At 65.5% G+C, this 18,869-nt stretch carries 15 protein-coding genes and 1 pseudogene; 8 read left to right on the top strand and 8 right to left on the bottom strand.

Annotation, left to right across the window (positions count from 1 at the left end; genetic code table 11):
* Positions 1 to 94 precede the first annotated feature (94 nt).
* A complete protein-coding gene (locus NH14_RS01320) occupies positions 95 to 1,495 on the top strand; it encodes an APC family permease (RefSeq protein ID WP_084225545.1) in 1,401 nt (466 codons plus the stop codon).
* Positions 1,496 to 1,692: 197 nt separating this feature from the next.
* The gene (locus tag NH14_RS01315; RefSeq protein WP_035528305.1) at positions 1,693 to 2,778 is read left to right on the top strand and encodes a DUF2242 domain-containing protein; all 1,086 of its coding nucleotides are present in this window, start codon (positions 1,693 to 1,695) and stop codon (positions 2,776 to 2,778) included.
* A 66-nt stretch (positions 2,779 to 2,844) separates the two neighbouring features.
* Here NH14_RS01315 and NH14_RS01310 read toward each other — a convergent pair whose 3' ends face one another.
* The gene (locus tag NH14_RS01310) at positions 2,845 to 3,477 is read right to left on the bottom strand and encodes a LysE family translocator (protein ID WP_035528019.1); all 633 of its coding nucleotides are present in this window, start codon (positions 3,475 to 3,477) and stop codon (positions 2,845 to 2,847) included.
* A gap of 379 nt (positions 3,478 to 3,856) precedes the next feature.
* Between NH14_RS01310 and NH14_RS01305 the strand changes: the two genes are divergently transcribed.
* Complete coding sequence (locus NH14_RS01305) at positions 3,857 to 4,339, top strand: Lrp/AsnC family transcriptional regulator (RefSeq protein WP_035528022.1); 483 nt, start codon at positions 3,857 to 3,859, stop codon at positions 4,337 to 4,339.
* A 58-nt stretch (positions 4,340 to 4,397) separates the two neighbouring features.
* On the opposite strand, the gene NH14_RS01300 is transcribed toward NH14_RS01305, so the two are convergent.
* Positions 4,398 to 5,120, bottom strand: a complete 723-nt coding sequence (locus NH14_RS01300) for a TetR/AcrR family transcriptional regulator (protein ID WP_035528025.1) — start codon at positions 5,118 to 5,120, stop codon at positions 4,398 to 4,400.
* A 260-nt stretch (positions 5,121 to 5,380) separates the two neighbouring features.
* Here NH14_RS01300 and NH14_RS01295 point away from each other — a divergent pair, with 260 nt between their 5' ends.
* The 5 genes from NH14_RS01295 to hydA all read left to right on the top strand — a co-directional run bounded on the left by NH14_RS01295 (position 5,381) and on the right by hydA (position 12,564).
* Positions 5,381 to 6,646, top strand: a complete 1,266-nt coding sequence (locus NH14_RS01295; RefSeq protein ID WP_035528027.1) for a Zn-dependent hydrolase — start codon at positions 5,381 to 5,383, stop codon at positions 6,644 to 6,646.
* 126 nt (positions 6,647 to 6,772) lie between these two features.
* Positions 6,773 to 8,182, top strand: coding sequence for an NAD(P)-dependent oxidoreductase (locus tag NH14_RS01290; RefSeq protein ID WP_052148119.1), 1,410 nt, complete (start codon positions 6,773 to 6,775; stop codon positions 8,180 to 8,182).
* 51 nt (positions 8,183 to 8,233) lie between these two features.
* Positions 8,234 to 9,511 carry an NAD-dependent dihydropyrimidine dehydrogenase subunit PreA gene (preA, locus tag NH14_RS01285; protein ID WP_035528029.1) on the top strand — a complete coding sequence of 426 codons (1,278 nt, stop codon included), beginning with the start codon at positions 8,234 to 8,236 and terminating at the stop codon, positions 9,509 to 9,511.
* Between the two features lie 57 nt (positions 9,512 to 9,568).
* Positions 9,569 to 11,080 (top strand): NCS1 family nucleobase:cation symporter-1, encoded by a 1,512-nt coding sequence (locus NH14_RS01280; RefSeq protein WP_035528032.1) that lies wholly within the window; start codon positions 9,569 to 9,571, stop codon positions 11,078 to 11,080.
* 26 nt (positions 11,081 to 11,106) lie between these two features.
* Positions 11,107 to 12,564: a dihydropyrimidinase gene (gene hydA, locus NH14_RS01275; protein WP_035528035.1), complete on the top strand. Its 1,458-nt coding sequence runs from the start codon at positions 11,107 to 11,109 to the stop codon at positions 12,562 to 12,564.
* Between the two features lie 16 nt (positions 12,565 to 12,580).
* Here hydA and NH14_RS01270 read toward each other — a convergent pair whose 3' ends face one another.
* The 6 genes and pseudogenes from NH14_RS01270 to NH14_RS01245 all read right to left on the bottom strand — a co-directional run bounded on the left by NH14_RS01270 (position 12,581) and on the right by NH14_RS01245 (position 18,669).
* Positions 12,581 to 13,261: an OmpA/MotB family protein gene (locus NH14_RS01270; RefSeq protein WP_035528038.1), complete on the bottom strand. Its 681-nt coding sequence runs from the start codon at positions 13,259 to 13,261 to the stop codon at positions 12,581 to 12,583.
* A 99-nt stretch (positions 13,262 to 13,360) separates the two neighbouring features.
* Positions 13,361 to 14,110, bottom strand: a pseudogene (locus NH14_RS01265) (flagellar motor protein); the annotation flags it as partial.
* A gap of 9 nt (positions 14,111 to 14,119) precedes the next feature.
* Positions 14,120 to 15,337, bottom strand: coding sequence for a cyclic nucleotide-binding domain-containing protein (locus NH14_RS01260; protein ID WP_035528041.1), 1,218 nt, complete (start codon positions 15,335 to 15,337; stop codon positions 14,120 to 14,122).
* A 295-nt stretch (positions 15,338 to 15,632) separates the two neighbouring features.
* Positions 15,633 to 15,863 (bottom strand): DUF2783 domain-containing protein, encoded by a 231-nt coding sequence (locus tag NH14_RS01255; protein ID WP_035528043.1) that lies wholly within the window; start codon positions 15,861 to 15,863, stop codon positions 15,633 to 15,635.
* A gap of 92 nt (positions 15,864 to 15,955) precedes the next feature.
* Positions 15,956 to 17,668, bottom strand: coding sequence for an FAD-dependent oxidoreductase (locus NH14_RS01250; RefSeq protein WP_035528045.1), 1,713 nt, complete (start codon positions 17,666 to 17,668; stop codon positions 15,956 to 15,958).
* A gap of 41 nt (positions 17,669 to 17,709) precedes the next feature.
* A complete protein-coding gene (locus NH14_RS01245) occupies positions 17,710 to 18,669 on the bottom strand; it encodes an MBL fold metallo-hydrolase (RefSeq protein ID WP_035528049.1) in 960 nt (319 codons plus the stop codon).
* Positions 18,670 to 18,869: the final 200 nt, after the last annotated feature.

Raw genomic sequence — 18,869 nt, 5'->3', positions numbered from 1 at the left:
ACGAGGCGTGCGCTGCCCCGCCGGGGCAGCGCGCACTCACGCGCGCACAAACGCGCGCGGACGACACCCGCAGCACTCAGGAGACACCTGCATCATGAAGCCTTCCTCAACGCCGGCTGAACGCCGCACCAGCGGTGCCAGCGGCACGAACGGAACAAGCGCACCAGGCCACACGCGCGAACCGCATCTCAAACGCACGCTCGGCCTGCCCTCTGTGCTCCTGTTCGGCCTTGCCTACATGGCGCCGCTGATCGTCTACGGGACTTATGGCGTACTCGCGGGCGCGAGCCAGGACACCGCCGCGCTCGCCTATCTCATCGCGCTCGTCGCGATCGTGTTCACGGCGCTCAGCTACGGCAAGCTCGCGCGCCTGTTCCCGGTGGCGGGCTCGGCCTACACCTACACGCGCAAGAGCTTCAATGCGCACATGGGCTTCATGATCGGCTGGGCCACGCTGCTCGACTACTTCTTCTTGCCGATGGTGATCTGGCTGATCGGCGCGGCCTACCTGGGCGCCGCATTTCCGCACGTACCCGCGTGGATCTGGATCGTCGCGTTCATCGTGCTCACGAGCGGCCTGAACATCATCGGCATCGAGCTCGCGGCGCGCTTCAACATCGTGCTGATGATCGTGCAGCTCGGCATTGCCGCCGTCTTCGTCGTGCTGTGCCTGCACTATGCGGCGGCCGCGGCCGGCCCCGGCGGCCTGCTCGCCGCGCAGCCGTTCTTCCAGCCGCACGTGCCGCTTTCGGCCACGATGGCCGGCGCGGCCATTGCTGCGTATTCGTATCTCGGCTTCGACGCCGTGTCCACGCTCACCGAAGAAACCATCGAGCCGGAAAAGAACATCCCGCGCGCCATCGTGCTGATCGCGCTGCTGGGCGGCGCGATCTTCGTGATCGCCGCGTACACGCTGCAGCTCGCGCATCCGGGCGCCGTGTTCAAGGACCCCGATTCGGCCGCGTTCGAAATCGCGCGCAAAGTAGGCGGCGACATTTTCGTGACGATCTTCCTCGCTGGCCTGATCCTCGCGCAGTTCGCCTCCGGCATCTCGGCGCAGGCGAGCGTGGGACGCCTGCTCTACGCGATGGGCCGCGACGAAGTGCTGCCCAAGTCGATCTTCGGCTTCATCCACCCGCGCTTTCGCACACCCGCCATCAACATTGCGATTGCCGGCGCAATCGGCCTGATTGCGCTGAAGCTCGACGTCGCCACCTCCACCTCGTTCATCAATTTCGGCGCGTTCCTCGCGTTCACCTCGGTGAACCTGTGCGTGATCCGCCAGTACCTGAGCGGCGCGGCCGGCACGCGCGGCTTCGGCTTCATGGGCGGCCTCGTGTTCCCGCTCATCGGCGCCATCACCGACATCTGGCTGCTGTGCAGCCTCGAGAAAACCGCCATCGCGCTCGGCGTGATCTGGTTCGTGCTCGGGCTCGCATATCTAGGCTGGATCACGCGCTGCTTCCGCCAGGCGCCGCCCGAAATGGCCGTGTAAGGAAGCGTGCCGCGTGCGGCAACTCAAAACGGGCTTCGCTTCGCGCGACAGCCCGTTTTTTCGTTTTTGGGGCCGCGTGCGAACGCGATTGCAGGGTCGGGGTCAAACAGCCACTTCGGTCACGCGGACCCGAACCGAACTACAATGCATGCCGTCCTCTCGTTTGCCGGCACGCTCGCCGCCCGTTCGTACGCACCATGCCCCGTATTTCAAGAGTCGTTCCGTTTCTGCTGATTCCGCTTGTCGCCGCCCTCAGCGCGTGCTCGTCGCCCACACCGGCGTTTCGGGACGACCAGCTGCTGAGCAGCGCTCCGAGCCCGTTCTCGCACGGCTTCAACTACGCCAGCGCCGATGCCTGCGAGGCCGCGCGCCGCGCGCTGCTGAGCCAGGGCTACATGACGACGATGACGCGCAACGACACCGTCGACGCCACCAAGAACTTCCAGCCGTCCGTGGACCAGCACATCGTCGTGGAGGTGCACGTGGTGTGCACGCCGGCCGACGCCACGAACACGAGCATGCTGTACGTCAATGCCGTGCAGAACGGCTATGCGCTCAAGAAGAGCGCGACCTCGGCTAGCGTTGGATTGTCGATTCTCGGGTCTGTCTCGCTGCCGATCCACTCGAACAGCGACGAAATGGTCAAGGTCTCGAGCGAGACGGTCCAGTCGACCGCGTTCTACAAGCGCTTCTTCGATCTCGTGGGGCGCTATCTGGGCGGCGTCGCGCGCAGCGAGCCGGTGCCGGGCGGCAACATCAAGGCCACGCCGCTGCAACTCGAGCCCGATCCGATGATGAACACGGCGGCGCCGGGCGCTTCCACGGCGCCAGCGGCTGCTGCGGCCGCAGCGGCCGCTGCGATGACGGGGGCGACGGTGCTGCATGGTTCCTCCGTGCCAAGCCCGACGCCGGCAACGAACGCAACGAGCGCAACGCCCGCGCAAGCAACCGCGCACGCGGCCGCGCCCGTTGCCGCCGCAAGCGGCGTGCATGCGGTTTTCCCGGCGTCGCCCGCCTCGGAGGCGACGCTGCTCACGCCGGTGCTGCCGGCGGCGGCTTCGGCTCCTGCCGCAACGGGTCCTGCAGCATCGGCTGCCGTGCCCGCTTCGGCGGCTTCGGCAATGCCGGCACAAACGGCTGCGCAGCCTGCGGCGGCAGCGGCCACCGCAGCGCCCGCACCCGCCAGCGGTGCTCAAAGCGCGGCAGCGGCCTCGTCTGCGACGGTCAACACTGCCAGCGCCCCGGTTTCGGGCTCGGCCGCAACGGCCGTCAAGGCGCCCTGAGCCTTCCATCCGGACGCCCCCCGGCGTCCGGGCGCCGTTGCCCGAATCCAGCGGCTGTATGCGCGCCTAGCGCAAGCCCGCCATCATCGCCCCCATACCCACCAGCACGCTGCCCATCAAGCGGTTAAACGCGCGCAGCCGCCGGGGCCGTTGCAACACGTGGCGCAGGCGGTGCGAAAACAGCGCCATTGACGCTACGCCGCCCGCGAACAGCAGCGCGAACGTCGCCGCCAGCACGAGGTACTGCCGGTTCGCGCTCCACAAGGCATCCGCGCTGATGAACTGCGGAAAAAACGACGGAAAGAACAGCAAGGTCTTGGGATTGAGCCCCGAGGTGGCAAATCCGCGCCAGAACAGATCACGCCGGGAAGTGAGCGCCGACTCCGCGGGCTCCGCGCCAGGCTCGCCGCCGAGCGTGCGGCTGCGCCATTGTTTGCAGCCGAGCCAGACCAGGTAAGCCGCGCCGGCCCAGCGCAGCGCGGTAAGTGAATGCTCACTGATGAGCAGCAGCGAATTCAGGCAAAGCGCCGTGAAGACGAGCTGCAGCAGCACCGCGAGCGTGCCGCCCCAGACGCAGGGAAGCGCACGACGCCAGCCGGCATGGAGCGCGTGGCTCATCGTGAGCACGTTGACGGGACCGGGGGTATAGACGAGGACCAGCGCGGCGGCGAGAAACGACAAATACAGCTGGGGCGACATTTCGGGAATTCTGGTTAGGCGTTGAGGGAAGTGAAACGAAAGCCGGCAACAAAAAACCGCGCAGCGGCGCGGTTTCAAATGCTTTCAAATGCCATCTGCCCGATCGAACATTGCTGGCCGCGTGATGAACGCGCGCAACGCCCGATGGCCGCCGCAGGGTGCAACGGAATCCGGCTCTGACGGTCCGCCGCGGCTTGTGGCTGCGGCGGCGCACCCCAACGCGGGGAGGTGGCCGCGTGGGTCGTGCCGGGCAAGAAGGCATGGAGAAAATATACCGGCAACGACCCTGTATAGGCTTCCTGTTTTCAGGCAAAAAGCGCTCATTTCCGGAACATTCTTCCGCTAAAATGGCTATTCCATGTAGAGAATTCCATCCGTCATGAGCCCTCGCGAACGTCCGTCCAAACCGTTCGACAACCAGGACCGCAAGATCCTGCGCGCGCTGCAGCAGAACGCCCGCCTCTCCAACGCCGAACTCGCGGAACAGGTGGGCATGTCGACCACGGCGTGCTGGAACCGCACGCGCCAACTCGAAGCCGACGGCTACATCGATGGTTATGTCGCGCTCGTGAACCAGCGCAAGCTCGGTTTCGCCGATATCGTGATTCTCGAAGTTACGCTCGACCGCCACGAGGACGACGCGCTCGCGCGCTTCGGCGCGGAGCTTGCGGCGCTGCCCGAAGTGCTGGAGGCGTATCTCGTCTCCGGCGAATACGACTACTGGATCAAGGTGGCCGTGGATGGCACGGCGGGCTACGAGCGCTTCCTGCGCGAAAAGCTCTATCGCATTTCGAGCATCCGTCACAGCCGCTCGATGTTTGCGCTGCGCTGCATGAAGGACGTGGCGTCGATGCAGGTGTGAGCATCGTGGACGCATCACGCCAGTTAATTCGTCATCCATATTAAACGCGCGAAGCCGTTCACCCGGCTGGCGAGCGCGCCCCGCTCGCGCGCAGGATCATCTTCACGACTTCTTCGGTCGTGGCCTCGAAGCTCGCAGCCGATAGCGCGCGCTTGCCCGCGAGCGCGCGAATCTGCGCTTCGAAATCGGCGTAGTGCTGCGTGGTCGCCCAGATCATGAAGAGCAGCGTTTTGGGATCCAGCGGCGCGAGCAGCCCCTCGTCGATCCAGCGCTCGATCAGTTGTACGCGCGATTCCATCCACGGCTTCACTTGCTTGAGCAGAATGTCCTGCATGTGCGTGGCCCCGCTGATGATCTCGTTGGCCCACACTTTCGACCCCAGCGGCCGGCGCCGCGAGAGTGCCATCTTCGCGCGCACATAACCGCCGATGGCGATCACCGGGTCGTCGCTCGCGTCGAAGGTGTCGGCGGCGGCGTTCCATTCTTCGAACACATCGTCGAGCACGCGCCAATAGAGCGCCAGCTTGGTGGGGAAGTAGTAGTGCAGATTCGCTTTCGGCAGGCCAGCACGCTCGGCAATTAGCGCCGTGCTCGCGCCCTCGAAGCCCCGTTCCGCGAAAACGGCCTCCGCGCAGGTCAGCAGATGCGTTTCGTTGGAGGCGCGAATCGACGCCTTGCGGCGCGGCTTGTGCGCTGCGTCAGCGGCATCGCGCGCGTTCGCGTTCGCGCTCGTGCGCACTGCAAGATTCGCGGCTGGCGTATTCGTGTCGTCGTCGCGCATGGCGTTCGGTCCGATCGAGAATGGAAAGGCGTCGCGCGCAACATTGGCAGCGCAATGCCGGTTTCATTGTAGTCACGGCCTATGCGCTGCGTGTGCATACGCATGGCAAACCTTCGGGTAAACGTGCGCCCCGCCGATGCGCATTCGCGCACTGCAACATCGATGGCACGCTTTTCGCTCGTAACACCGCATTGAATTCTCGAAGTTTATAGCCTACAACCTGTCCAATCGGACAGGATTCGCAAAAGAGGAGAGCACGCATGAACACCGTAAGCGAAGCGGCGCTGACCACCGCGATTCATGTGGACGGCCAGCGCCTTTGGGACAGCCTCATGGAGATGGCGAAGATCGGCGCGACTGCGAAGGGCGGCGTCTGCCGGCTCGCGCTCACCGATCTCGACAAAGCGGGCCGCGACCTCATCGTGAAGTGGGCGAAGGAAGCGGGCTGCACCGTGAGCGTCGATCAGATGGGCAATGTCTTCATGCGCCGCGCGGGACGCAACAACGACCTGCCGCCGGTCATGACGGGCTCGCACGCCGACTCGCAACCCACGGGCGGCCGCTTCGACGGCATCTATGGCGTGCTCGGCGGGCTGGAGGTGATCCGCTCGCTCAATGACCACGGCATTCAGACCGAGCGCCCCATCGAAACGGTGATCTGGACCAACGAGGAAGGCTCGCGTTTCGCCCCCGCGATGGTGGCCTCCGGCGTGTTCGCGGGCGTGTTCACGCTCGATTACGGCCTTTCGCGCAAAGATGTGGACGGCAAGACCATCGGCGAGGAATTGAAGCGCATCGGCTATGCGGGCGACCTGCCGTGCGGCGGGCGCAAGATTCACGCGGCGTTCGAACTGCATATCGAGCAGGGGCCGATACTCGAAGCGGAAAACAAGACCATTGGCGTGGTGACCGATGCGCAGGGCCAGCGCTGGTACGAAGTCGTGCTCACGGGCCAGGAGGCGCATGCGGGCCCCACGCCCATGCCGCGCCGCCGCGATGCGCTGCTCGGCGCGTCGCGCGTGGTGCAACTCGTGAACGAAATCGGCCTGCGCCATGCACCACTTGCGTGCGCGACGGTCGGCATGATGCAGGTGCATCCGAACTCGCGCAACGTGATTCCGGGGCGCGTGTTTTTCACCATCGACTTTCGCCATCCGCAGGACGAAGTGCTCGCGAAAATGGACGCCGAGTTGCGCGAAGGCATCGCGAAGATCGCGGAGCAAGGCAAGCTCGAAGCACAGGTCGAGCAGATTTTCTATTACGCACCGGTGCCGTTCGACGCGGACTGCGTGAAGTCCGTGCGCGCGGCGGCAGAACGCTTCGGCTATTCGAACCGCAATATCGTCTCGGGCGCGGGCCATGATGCGTGCTATCTCGCAACGGTCGCGCCAACTTCGATGGTGTTCGTGCCATGCATCGACGGCATCAGCCATAACGAAGTCGAAGACGCGACGCAGGAGTGGATCGAGGCGGGTGCGAACGTGCTGCTGCACGCGATGCTCGAACGCGCGTCCGAGCCCGGTTGATTCCGCACGATTAGAAATAAGCGGCCTCAAGCGCCGCGTAGCAATTCCAGCATTTCCCCACGTACCGGCTGCGCCGCCTCCCGCGCAGCCGGCGGACCCGTGTTTTGCCTCGCAAGGAGCATCCGGATGTCCCACTCGAACTCGCGTGCCGCAGCATCCGCATCTATTACGCAACCGCAAGGCGTTGCTGCCGGACGCCTCAGCGCCGAGGCGCTCGGCTGCAATTTCGCCGATGTCGCCCCGCCCCTCTCCGCCGATGCCGCCGTCATCGCCGCCGACCGCTGCCACTACTGCTACGACGCTCCCTGCGTCGCGGCCTGCCCCACCGGCATCGATATCCCAAGCTTTATCCGCAAGATCGGCAACGGCAACCTCAAGGGCGCGGCGCGCGACATCCTGGGCGCCAACCCGCTCGGCGGCACGTGCTCGCGCGTGTGCCCGACCGAGATCCTGTGTGAAGGCGCCTGCGTGAGAAATCATCAGGATGGCGAACCAGTACGGATCGGCGCGTTGCAGCGCCACGCCACCGACTTCCAGATGGCGCGCGAGGCCGAGGGCGCCGCGCCGCTCTTCAAGCGCACGAGCGAAACGGGGCGGCGCGTGGCCGTGATCGGCGCAGGTCCTGCGGGGCTTGCGTGCGCGCATGGGCTCGCGCTGGCCGGGCACGCCGTGACGGTGTTCGACGCGCGCGAGAAACCCGGCGGGCTCAACGAGTACGGCATCGCCGCGTACAAGACCGTCGACGATTTCGCCCAGCGCGAGGTCCAGTGGCTGCTTTCCATCGGCGGGATCGTGATCGAAACGGACAAGCGGCTGGGCCGCGATCTCACGCTCGATGCACTGCGCGAAGCGTTCGATGCGGTGTTCATCGGCATCGGTTTAGACGGAACGCAGGCGCTGCGCATCGAAGGCGAAGCGCTCGAAGGTGTGCGCGACGCTGTGGAGTTCATCGCCGAACTGCGCCAGGCGCGCGATCTGGGCACCGTGCCCACAGGCCGCCGTGTCGTGGTGATCGGCGGTGGCAACACCGCCATCGACGCCGCCGTGCAAAGCCGCAAGCTCGGCGCGGAGCACGTCACGCTCGCCTACCGGCGCGGCAGCGCGCACATGAGCGCCACTTGGGCCGAGCAGGAGTTCGCGCGCACCGAGGGCGTCACGATCGTCGAGTGGCGCAAGCCGTTGCGGATCGTGGGCGCGAGCCGTGTCGAAGCGGTCGAGTTCGAGCGCACGGCGCTCGATGCGAACGGCGTGCTCCAGGGCACCGGCGAAATCGAGCGTATCGAGGCCGACATCGTGCTCAAGGCGATCGGCCAGAAGCTGCTGCCTGCGGGGTTGGAAGCGCTGCAATTGACCGAGGGCGGCGTGCGCATCGCCGTGAACGCCGATGGCGCGACCTCGCTCGAAGGCGTCTGGGCCGGCGGCGATTGCGCGGGTCACGGCGCAACCGATCTCACCGTGCAGGCGGTGCAGGACGGCAAGCTCGCCGCGCGCGCGATCGATCGCTACCTCGCCGCGCAGGCCACAAAAGCGGCATAAGCAGCAACGCGTACCCCGATAAAACGAACGCCCCTCTTCTGGAGCCGCATCATGGCCGATCTACGCTGCACGATTGCCGGTATTCAATCGCCCAACCCGTTCTGGCTCGCTTCCGCGCCGCCCACCGACAAGGCGTATAACGTCAACCGCGCCTTCGAGGCCGGCTGGGGCGGCGTGGTCTGGAAGACGCTCGGGCTCGACCCGCACGTGGTGAACGTGAGTTCGCGCTACGGCGCCACCACCTGGCGCGGCCAGCGCATCGCGGGCCTGAACAACATCGAGCTCATCACCGACCGGCCGCTCGACGTGAACCTCAAGGAGATCGTGCAGGTCAAGCGCGACTGGCCCGACCGCGCGCTGATCGTCTCGCTGATGGTGCCGTGCACCGAGCAGGACTGGAAATGGATCCTGCCGCTGGTCGAAGACACCGGCGCCGACGCCGTCGAGCTCAACTTCGGCTGCCCGCACGGCATGAGCGAGCGCGGCATGGGCGCGGCGGTGGGCCAGGTGCCCGAATACATCGAGATGGTCACGCGCTGGGTGAAGGAAGGCACGCGCCTGCCCTGCCTCGTGAAGCTCACGCCCAACGTGACAGACATTCGCCACGGCGCGCGCGCCGCGTTCAAGGGCGGCGCGGACGGCGTCTCGCTGATCAACACCATCAATTCGATCGTGGGCGTGGACCTCGACGCCATGGCGCCGCTGCCCACCGTGGACGGCAAAGGCACGCACGGCGGCTACTGCGGCCCCGCCGCCAAGCCGATCGCGCTGCATATGGTGGCCGAAATCGCGCGCGACCCGCAAACCCAGGGCCTGCCGATCTCGGGCATCGGCGGCATTTCCGACTGGCGCGACGCCGCCGAATTCATGGTGCTGGGTGCAGGAAGCGTGCAAGTGTGCACCGCCGCGATGCATTATGGATTCCGAATCGTCCAGGATATGATCGACGGGCTCTCGAACTGGATGGACGACAAAGGCTACGCGAACCTCGACGCAATCCGCGGCCGCGCGGTGCAGAACGTCACCGACTGGCAATACCTGAACCTGAACTACGACATCAAGGCCCGCATCGATCAGAACCGCTGCATCCAGTGCGGCCTGTGCCATATCGCCTGCGAGGACACTTCGCACCAGGCCATCACCGCGACAAAGGACGGCAAGCGGCACTTCGAAGTGGCCGATGCGAACTGCGTCGGGTGCAATTTATGCATGCATGTCTGCCCGGTCGACCAATGCATCACGATGGAGCGTGTCGACACGGGCCGTTACGCGAACTGGACCACGCACCCGAACAATCCGGCCCGCGTGGCGGATTCGAAGGCAGCCTGATCCTCTCCCCCAACCTGAGCAACAAAGCGCAGCAAAAACGCCAGGAGAATCCGCACCATGAGCCAGCCAGCAGCCAGCGGTGATATGGAAGGCGACGCGCACGCGCGCCGCAGCGCCAGCGAGCTATACAACGACGACCTCGCGCCCACGCGCGCCGCGCAGCGCACATGGCGCTGGTATCACTTCGCGGCGCTGTGGGTGGGCATGGTGATGAACATCGCCTCGTACATGCTCGCGGCGGGACTCACCGAGCAGGGCATGTCGCCGTGGCAGGCGGTGTTCACGGTGCTGCTCGGCAACATGATCGTGCTCGTGCCGATGCTGCTGATCGGCCACGCGGGCGCGAAGTACGGCATTCCCTATGCGGTGCTGGTGCGCTCGTCGTTCGGCACCCAGGGCGCGAAGCTGCCCGCCATGCTGCGCGCCATCGTGGCGTGCGGCTGGTACGGCATTCAGTCGTGGCTCGGCGGCAGCGCGATCTACACGCTCGCCAACATCCTCACGCACAACGCGCTGGTTGGCGACGCGCTGCCGTTCCTCGGCATTTCGATTGCCCAGGGCGCATGCTTCCTGATCTTCTGGGCGCTGCAGCTCTACTTCATCGTGCACGGCACCGACTCGATCCGCTGGCTCGAAAGCTGGTCGGCGCCCATCAAGGTGGTGATGTGCGTGGCGCTGGTCTGGTGGGCCTGCTCGAAGGCGGGCGGCGTGGGCTCGATGCTCTCGCAGCCCTCGCAGTTCGCGCCGGGCGGCAAGAAGGCCGGGCTCTTCTGGGCCACCTTCTGGCCGAGCCTCACGGCGATGGTGGGCTTCTGGGCCACGCTCGCGCTCAACATCCCCGACTTCACGCGCTTCGCGAAGACGCAGAAGGATCAGCTCGTGGGCCAGGCGCTGGGCCTGCCGATCCCGATGGCGCTGCTCTCGGTGGTCTCGGTCGTGGTCACCTCGGCCACCGTGGTGATCTACGGCAAGGCAATCTGGGACCCCATCGACGTCACGAGCCGCATGGAAGGCATCGGCGTGGGCATCGCGCTCGTGATCCTCACGCTCGACACCATGTGCTGCAATCTCGCCGCGAATCTCGTCGGGCCTGCTTACGATTTTTCGAGCCTCTGGCCCAAGGGCATTTCGTACAAGGCGGGTGGCCTGATCACGGCGACCATCGCCATCGTGATGATGCCGTGGAAGATTCTGGCCACCACGCAGGGCTATATCTTCACGTGGCTCGTGGGCTATTCGGCGCTGCTCGGGCCGGTGGCGGGCATTCTCATGGTCGACTACTTCCTGATTCGCGGCACGCGCCTGGACACCGAGCAGCTGTTCGAGGAAAACGGCGAATACGCCTACTCGAATGGCTGGAACCTCGCCGCCGTGATCGCGCTCGTCGCGGGCGTGCTGCCGAATCTGCCGGGCTTTTTGAACGTGGCGTTTCCGAATGCCTTCCCCTCGGTGCCCGATGCGTTCAAAAACCTCTATACCTATGCGTGGTTCGTGGGGCTCGCGATCGCGGCCGTCGTCTATGGCGTGCTGATGAAGCTCAGCCGCAGTCCGCGCATTGCCAACGCATAACCGATAACCGAAGGAGACATTGCATCATGGCGATCCTGATTCGAGGCGGCACCGTCGTGGACGCGGACAAGAGCTATCGCGCCGACGTGCTCTGCGAGAACGGCATCATTCAGGCAATCGGCGAAAACCTCGACGCGCCCGCGGGCGCTACCGTGGTGGACGCGGGCGGCCAATACGTGATGCCTGGCGGCATCGACCCGCACACGCACATGGAGTTGCCCTTCATGGGCACCACCGCGAGCGACGACTTCTTCAGCGGCACGGCGGCGGGTCTCGCGGGCGGCACCACGTCGATCATCGACTTCGTGATTCCAAACCCGAAGCAGCCGCTCATGGACGCGTTCCGCGAATGGCGCGGCTGGGCCGAGAAGGCCGCCGCCGACTACGGCTTTCATGTGGCGGTGACATGGTGGGACGAGAGCGTGCATCGCGACATGGGGCTGCTCGTGCAGGACCACGGCGTATCGAGCTTCAAGCACTTCATGGCGTACAAGAACGCCATCATGGCCGACGACGAGATTCTCGTGAACAGCTTCGCGCGCGCGCTGGAACTGGGCGCGCTGCCCACCGTGCACGCGGAAAACGGCGAGCTCGTGTTCCAGCTTCAGCGGCAGTTGCTCGCGCGCGGCTTCACCGGACCGGAGGCGCATCCGCTCTCGCGGCCGCCCGAGGTGGAGGGCGAAGCCGCGAACCGCGCGATGCGCATTGCGCAGGTGCTGGGCGTGCCCGTGTATATCGTGCACGTCTCCGCGAAAGAGGCGCTCGAAGCCATTACGCGCGCGCGCGCCGAAGGCCAGCGCGTCTTCGGCGAAGTGCTCGCGGGCCATCTGGTGATCGACGAATCGGTGTACCGCGACCCCGACTGGACGCGCGCGGCCGCGCATGTGATGAGCCCGCCGTTCCGCACGAAGGAACATCGTGACGCGCTCTGGCGCGGGCTGCAAGGCGGCCTGCTGCACACCACGGCCACCGATCACTGCGTGTTCTGCGCCTCACAGAAAGCCATGGGGCGCAACGATTTCACGAAGATCCCCAATGGCTGCGGCGGCGTGGAAGACCGCATGGCCGTGCTATGGGATCAGGGCGTGAACACCGGGCGTCTCACGCCGAACGAGTTCGTGCGCGTGACCTCCACGAACGCCGCGCAGATCTTCAACCTCTATCCGCGCAAGGGCGCGGTGGCCGTGGGTTCGGACGCCGATCTCGTGGTCTGGGACCCGCAGGGCACGCGCACGATCTCGGTGAAGACGCATCATCAGAACGTGGACTTCAACGTGTTCGAGGGCATGACGGTGCGCGGCGTGCCCACGCATACTGTTTCGCAGGGAGAACTCGTGTGGGCGGATGGCGACTTGCGCGCGCGGCGCGGCGCGGGGCGCTATCTGAAGCGGCCCGCGAATCCGGGCTATTTGCAGGCGTCGCGGCTCGCGAAGCAGTTGAAGGAGACGCAGCCGGTGCATCGCGAGGGGGACCAGCCCGCCTGAACGTGCAACCGCGGCGTCAATACTGCACGACAATCGTCACGCGCCGGTTGAGCGCGCGGCTTGCGGGGTCGGTGCCGGCAACGAGCGGAAAATTGTCGGCCCGCCCGATCGCCGCGAGACGATGCGGCGCGACGCCCCGCTCGACCAGATAGCGCACGACGGCGCCCGCGCGCGCCGAAGACAGCTCCCAGTTCGATGCGTAACGTGCGTTCGAGATCGGCGTGTTGTCGGTGTGGCCTTCGACGAGGATGCTGCCGTTGGGCATCTGCGCCAGCACGCGCGCGATGCGGCTCAGCACACCGAACGAATCGGGCAGCAGCGCCGCGTCGCCGGCGTTGAACAGAATCTTCGCGTTGATGCCGATTTCGACACCATGGGCCACCGGCACGATCGTGATTTCGCCGCGCTCGCGCAACGGGTCGAGCGACGCCAACAATGCGCTTTCGGCAGCCTGCGGCTGCGCGGCCCGTGCGGGAGCAACCGGTGCTTGCGTGGACTGCGACTGCGCGCGGATCGCCTGTTCGCTGTGCTTCGCAAGCTGCATCGCGTAGAGCGCGAGAAACAGCACCATCATTGTGGTGATGAGGTCCGCGTAGGAGAGCAGCCAGCGACCGGACTGCTCGCCGCCTTCCTCGTCGCGCTCGAAGGCGCTAACGAGCGTCTCGAGCCCCGGCCGGCTTTCGGATGAAGTCTTCATGTGCGCACGCGCGTCGTGGTCTCAGTTTGCATCGGTGCCTGCATGCGCTCCAGCGTGCGCGCCTTGCCGCGACCATGCGTTCGGCTCGCCCGGCATGCCGGCGCCGCGCCCCCCGACCTCCCCCGCGAGCCGCGTCGCGATCGTATGCGGCGTTTCCTTGCGCGAGATGGCAAGCAACCCGTCCAGATAGAGCTTGCGCAGCCGCAGCTCGCTTTCGATGTGCGCGCGCATCTTGCCGTAGAGCGGCAAGAACACGAGGTTCGCGAGCGCGAGCCCGTAGAGCGTGGCGACGAACGCCACCGCAATGCCCTGCCCCAATTGGGAAGGCTCGACCAGGTGCGCGGTCACCTGAATGAGCCCCAGCACCGAGCCCAGAATGCCAAAGGTCGGCGCATAGCCGCCCGCCTGCTGCCAGACGCGCGCGGCCGCCATATGCGCGCGCCCATACGCTTCGAGCTCGCGGTTGAGCGCGTCTTCGAGCACGGCGGTCGAGACGCCGCTTGCCAGCAGTTCGAGCCCGCGCCGCGCAAACGGATGGATCCCCTGCCAGTCCATCGACTCGAATGCGAGCAGTCCGTTGAGCTTGGCCTGGTCGCCCCATTCCAGCACCGCAGCGAGGCTCGCTTCGTCCACCTGCTGCGCGCGCACGAACACCGTGCGCAGGCGCAGGATCGCATCGAAGAAGCGCGCCCACGTATTCTGGATCATCACCGCGGCCAGCGTGCCGCCCAGCACGACCAGCAGCGCCTCGGGCTGCAGCAGCGAGGCGAACTGCCCGCCTTCGAGCGAAAAGCCAACGGCGATGGCCGCCCCGCCCAGCAGGACTCCGAACAAAGTTGCCAGATCCATGCGCCTCCCTTATTGCGCGCCCGTCGCCTTGATCTCGCGCACCGCGCCAATCAGGCGCTGCTCGATCGACTCGATCTCCACCGGATCGGCTTTGATCTCGCGCCGCATGAGCCACGACACTTCGTTCTTGCGCGTCTCCGACATCACCGAAAGCAGCCGATCCGAAACGGCCTGATCGTCGAGCGATGCAAGCAACTTGGCGAGATCGTAGCTGTCGAGCGAGCCGATGGCTTCGAACAGCGTGCGCTGATCGACGAACAGCAGGTCGTCGAGCGCATTGAGTTCGCCCGAACCGCGACTCGCGCGCCGCGTAAAGTACGACACGCCCTTCTGCTCGACCAGATTCAGCACCTTCGACTTCCGGAACGCGAACAGCTCGTCGGCGATTTCATCGTGCGAGAGCTTGTTGAGCAGCAGCTTGCGCTCGACGCCAATCAGCGCTTCGAGGTCGGCGAGTTCGATTAGTTCTAGCTCGCTGTTGATCGACACGTCGAGGTCGTGGTCGGCCACCAGCGAGGCGCGCTCCACGATACGGACTGGATCGAACGTGACGATCTGGCGGCCCAGCGCGCCTTCGCCTGGATGGCCGCCAGCCAGATGCGACGACACCAGGCCCGATTCGATCGCGACCAGATTGAGCTTTTCCATGCGGCGCAGCATCGCCATCACGTGCGGGCGCGAATGCCCCGCTACAGCGCGGCACTTCTGCACCACGTCCGCGAGCGGCACGCTCGCCTCGCCCGCTCCCGCGCCCTGGCGTGGCCAGCCGCCCTTCGCTTCGGCGCGATCGTTGCGGTCGGCGCCGGCGAGCAGCGAGAGCACATGGGCATAGGAAAGAACGCCTGGCAGGAAGTCTGCGTGCGTGTAGGTGGCGAGCAGATCGTCCTTGGACTTCGTGCGGCGGATCATGGTGCGCACGACGTGGCGCAGCAGCGGCGAAACGCGTTCGAGTTCGTCCTCGACGATACTCGCGGGCACGACGGTCAACTGGCAAAAACTGAGCGCCTTGGCGGTGCTTGGGCGCGGCTCCGCGCCAAGCAATGCGCTTTCGCCAAAGAACTCGCCTCGACCGAGCGTTGCCGTCACGACGCGTTTTTCGTCGCAACGGGTGGAGATTTCGACTTTGCCTTCGGCGATGACGAAGAGCACGCGCTCGCCCGCAAAGCCCTCCGAGTAAATCACTTCGCCCGGCGCGGCGGTGCGCGACCACGTTTGACTGCGATTCAAGGTAATACCCCGTAAGCGATGTTTTGTTTTCGATCCCGGAAGCTGGCCGATCGGCGCCGGCGCGCTCAAAACGGGGTCTCGTCAATGCCGTTTACGGCTTGCGTATGGGGGTTCTTGAATCAGTTTTCAAAGCGGCGCGCAGGGCTTGCAGCCGGGTCGATAGCAAACCGACGCGGCATGCGACGCATATGGCGCGTTTGCTGGTGAAATTGGCAAACGCAAACGATTGCGCCTGCGAAAGGCGTATTCAGACTCGCAGTCAGGCACTCGGTCAGATTCTCAATCAAGCCCTAAATCAGGCTGCAAGCTTGCCGACAGATCCATTCGCGGGCGGTACGGCCACGCCCGCGCGCGCGAAGCGGATGGCCTCCATCAGCGCTTCATGCTCGCCCACGTGGTTCGCGAGCAGCAGGATCAATTGCGCGTTGGCCGATTGGCTTTGCGCGTCGTCCAGATCGCGATGCATGTCGATCAGCGCTTCGTAGAAGTCGTCGGGCCGTGCGAGATTGGGTTGGGTGTTGAGCATCGTTGTCTCCTTGCTCTTGATTCTGTTTTCGTCTGCGCAACGAAATCGAAAGGCGGCGACGTCTCGCGTACGTCACCTTTCGTCTCGCTGCTTCAAGCCGTACCGGCCACGCCCAGCGCCCGCCTGAGCGCCTGCTCGACACGCGAAGCATTGGCGCGCCGCCAGCGCGCACACACGTGCTGATCCGGCCGGATCAGATAGAACGCGCCATCCTGCGCACCATAGCGTTGCGCGGCCAGGCCTTCTGCGTCGCGCAGCACTGCCGCATTCGCAGGCAGGCCCTCGGGCACCGCGCCCGCGCCATCGAGCACGACCACGAAATGCATGGGCACCGGGCCACGTGCAAGCGCATCAAGCGTCGCGCGCGTATCGCTTTCGAGCGCCGCTCCCGCGCGGCAAAACAGCAGCCCTGTGAAACGCCCGCCGAGTTGCGCGAGCAGCCATTGCGGCGTGCCTTGCGCGTCGGCCAGTGGTGCATCGGCGCACGACGAGCCCGGCACCATCTGCCCCGTGAACGGCTCTTCGTCGGCGGTGTTGAGCGTCGATTCGTGCAGCACCGCAGGCACCGAAAGCCGCCCGCTATTCACCAGTTGCCGCGCGAAGGCATGCTCGCGTGCGAGCGTCAGCACGGCGTCGCGGAACACGCGGCTCACCGCGCTCTTCGGCGTGATGAAGTCGGTCGAGCGCGTGGAGTTGCGGATGTTTTCGTCGGCGGCGTATTCGCGTTCGCTCGCATAGGTGTCGAGCAGCGCATCGGGCGCGCGCTGTTCCAGCACCATCGCGAGCTTCCATGCGAGGTTCTCGCCATCCTGGAAGCCGCTATTCGCGCCGCGCGCGCCGAACGGCGAAACGAGGTGCGCCGAGTCGCCCGCGAACAGCACGTTGCCGTGGCGGAAACTGTCCATGCGCAAGCACGAGAACGTGTAGATGCTCACCCATTCCAGCTCGAATTTCACGTCGGGGCCGAGCAGCGCGCGCACGCGCGGGATCACGCGTTCGGGCGTCTTTTCGAGCACCGGGTCGGCGTCCCAGCCCAGCTGGAAGTCGATGCGCCAAACGTTGTCGGGCTGGCGATGCAGCAGCACCGACTGGTTCGGATGAAACGGCGGATCGAACCAGAACCAGCGCTCGGTGGGAAACTCGGCTTCCATCTTCACGTCGGCGATCAGGAAGCGGTCCTTGAACGTGCGGCCGTGGCTGTCGAGGCCCATGAGCTTGCGCACCGGACTGCGCGAGCCGTCGGCGGCCACCACGTAACGCGCGAGCAGCGCGTAAGGGCCGTCCGGCGTTTCGATTTCGAGCGCCACGTGCGCGTCTTCCGCACCCGGCGTGCCGTGCTGCGCGATGCCCGTCACCTTGCTCTTCCAGCGGATCTCGAGGTTGGGCAGTTCCTGTGCGCGTTCGAGCAGGAAGCCTTCCACGTAGTACTGTTGAAGATTGATGAACGCAGGCCGATGATGGCCGCTTTCCGGCAGCAGGTTGAAGCTGTACACCAGCTCGTCCTTGCGAAACACCTTGCCCACGTTCCAGCTCACGCCCTTCTCGACCATGCGCTCGCCGCAGCCGAGCCGGTCGAAAATATCGAGCGAGCGCTTCGAAAAACAGATTGCGCGCGAGCCCGTGGAGAGCGTGCAGTCGTCGTCCACGAGCACCACGGGCAAGCCGTGTTGCGCAAGATCGATTGCCGTGGCGAGGCCCACCGGCCCCGCGCCCACCACCACGACCGGATGCACGCGCGCGGCGGCGTCCGGGCTTTGCTCGCTACAGCGCGTGTATTCGAAGGTCAGCGTCTGATAGTCGATCATTGTTGTGTCTCCACCGTGATTCCTTCCCGCCTCGCGCCACTTCAATCCTGCAGCGCGTCCCACATTTCCTTGTCGCGCTGCGCGGTCCAGATGCGCGGATGCGAAATGCCGCTCGCCTCGTCATAGGCGCGCGACACGTCGAACGGCAGGCAATGCTCGTAGATGAACACATGGCCAAACTTCGGATCCATCGCTTCGCGAGTGAGCGCCATGGCGTCCTTGAGGTCGAGCTTGCGCTCGACCGCCTTGCGGCCCTGCACGAGCAGGGTCGTGACGAAGTCCTTCGTGTAGTCGAGACCCTTGTTCACTTCATCGGGCGTGACGAGCGCGGGGCCGCGGCCCGGCACGAGCTTTTGTGCGCCAAGCGCGCGCAGCGCTTCGAGCGTGGCGGGCCATTCGGCGAGCTGGGCATCGCCGCAATAGCACGCCGCGTCGTATTCCACGAGATCGCCCGAGAACAGCACCTTCTGCTGCGGCAGCCACACCACCGTATCGCCCTTCGTGTGGCCCGAGCCAAGATGAGCGATCTTCACTTCGAGCTTGCCGAGAAACAGCGTGATTTCCTTCTCGAACACGAGCGTCGGCCACGTGAGGCCCGGCACGGTTTCGACACCGGCAAAGAGGCGCGGGAAGCGCTCGATTTCCGACTTCATGTCGGCTTCGCCGCGCTCGACGATCATTTCGTAAGTGCCGCGGCTCGCGATGATCTGCTGCGCGCCTTCCTTGAAATACGCCGATGCGCCCAGCACGCGCACCGCGTGATAGTGCGAGAGCACGACGTATTTGATGGGCTTGTCCGTGACGCTGCGGATCTTCGCGATGAGATCCTGCGCCATGGCGGGCGTGGCGGTGGTGTCGACGATCAGCACGCCGTCGTCGCCGATGATCACGCCCGAGTTCGGGTCGCCTTCCGTGGTGTACGCGTAGGCGTTTTCCGAGAGCTGCGTGAAGGTGACCTGCTTTTCTTCGAGATCCGCCTGCGATGCGAACGCCTTTGCCATCTGAGTCTCCGTATCCGTTGGGGGAGCGAACGACGGAGCGAGGCCGGGCGGCGCGCGCGAGCACGCGCCGCCATGGCGGGCATGACGCCCGCCCGAATGTCTCGCCCCGCCTGGTTGTGAATGAGCCGCTGTTTTGCCGGGGTGAAGCCATGATCGCCCGCCCGTTTTTATTTGTCAATGGCGAATACACTAGCCATATG

The organism is Paraburkholderia sacchari, from assembly GCF_000785435.2.
Taxonomy (GTDB): Bacteria; Pseudomonadota; Gammaproteobacteria; order Burkholderiales; family Burkholderiaceae; genus Paraburkholderia; species Paraburkholderia sacchari.
The sequence above is the reverse complement of the archived record's forward strand: the minus strand, read 5'-3'. Positions and strand labels throughout refer to the sequence as shown.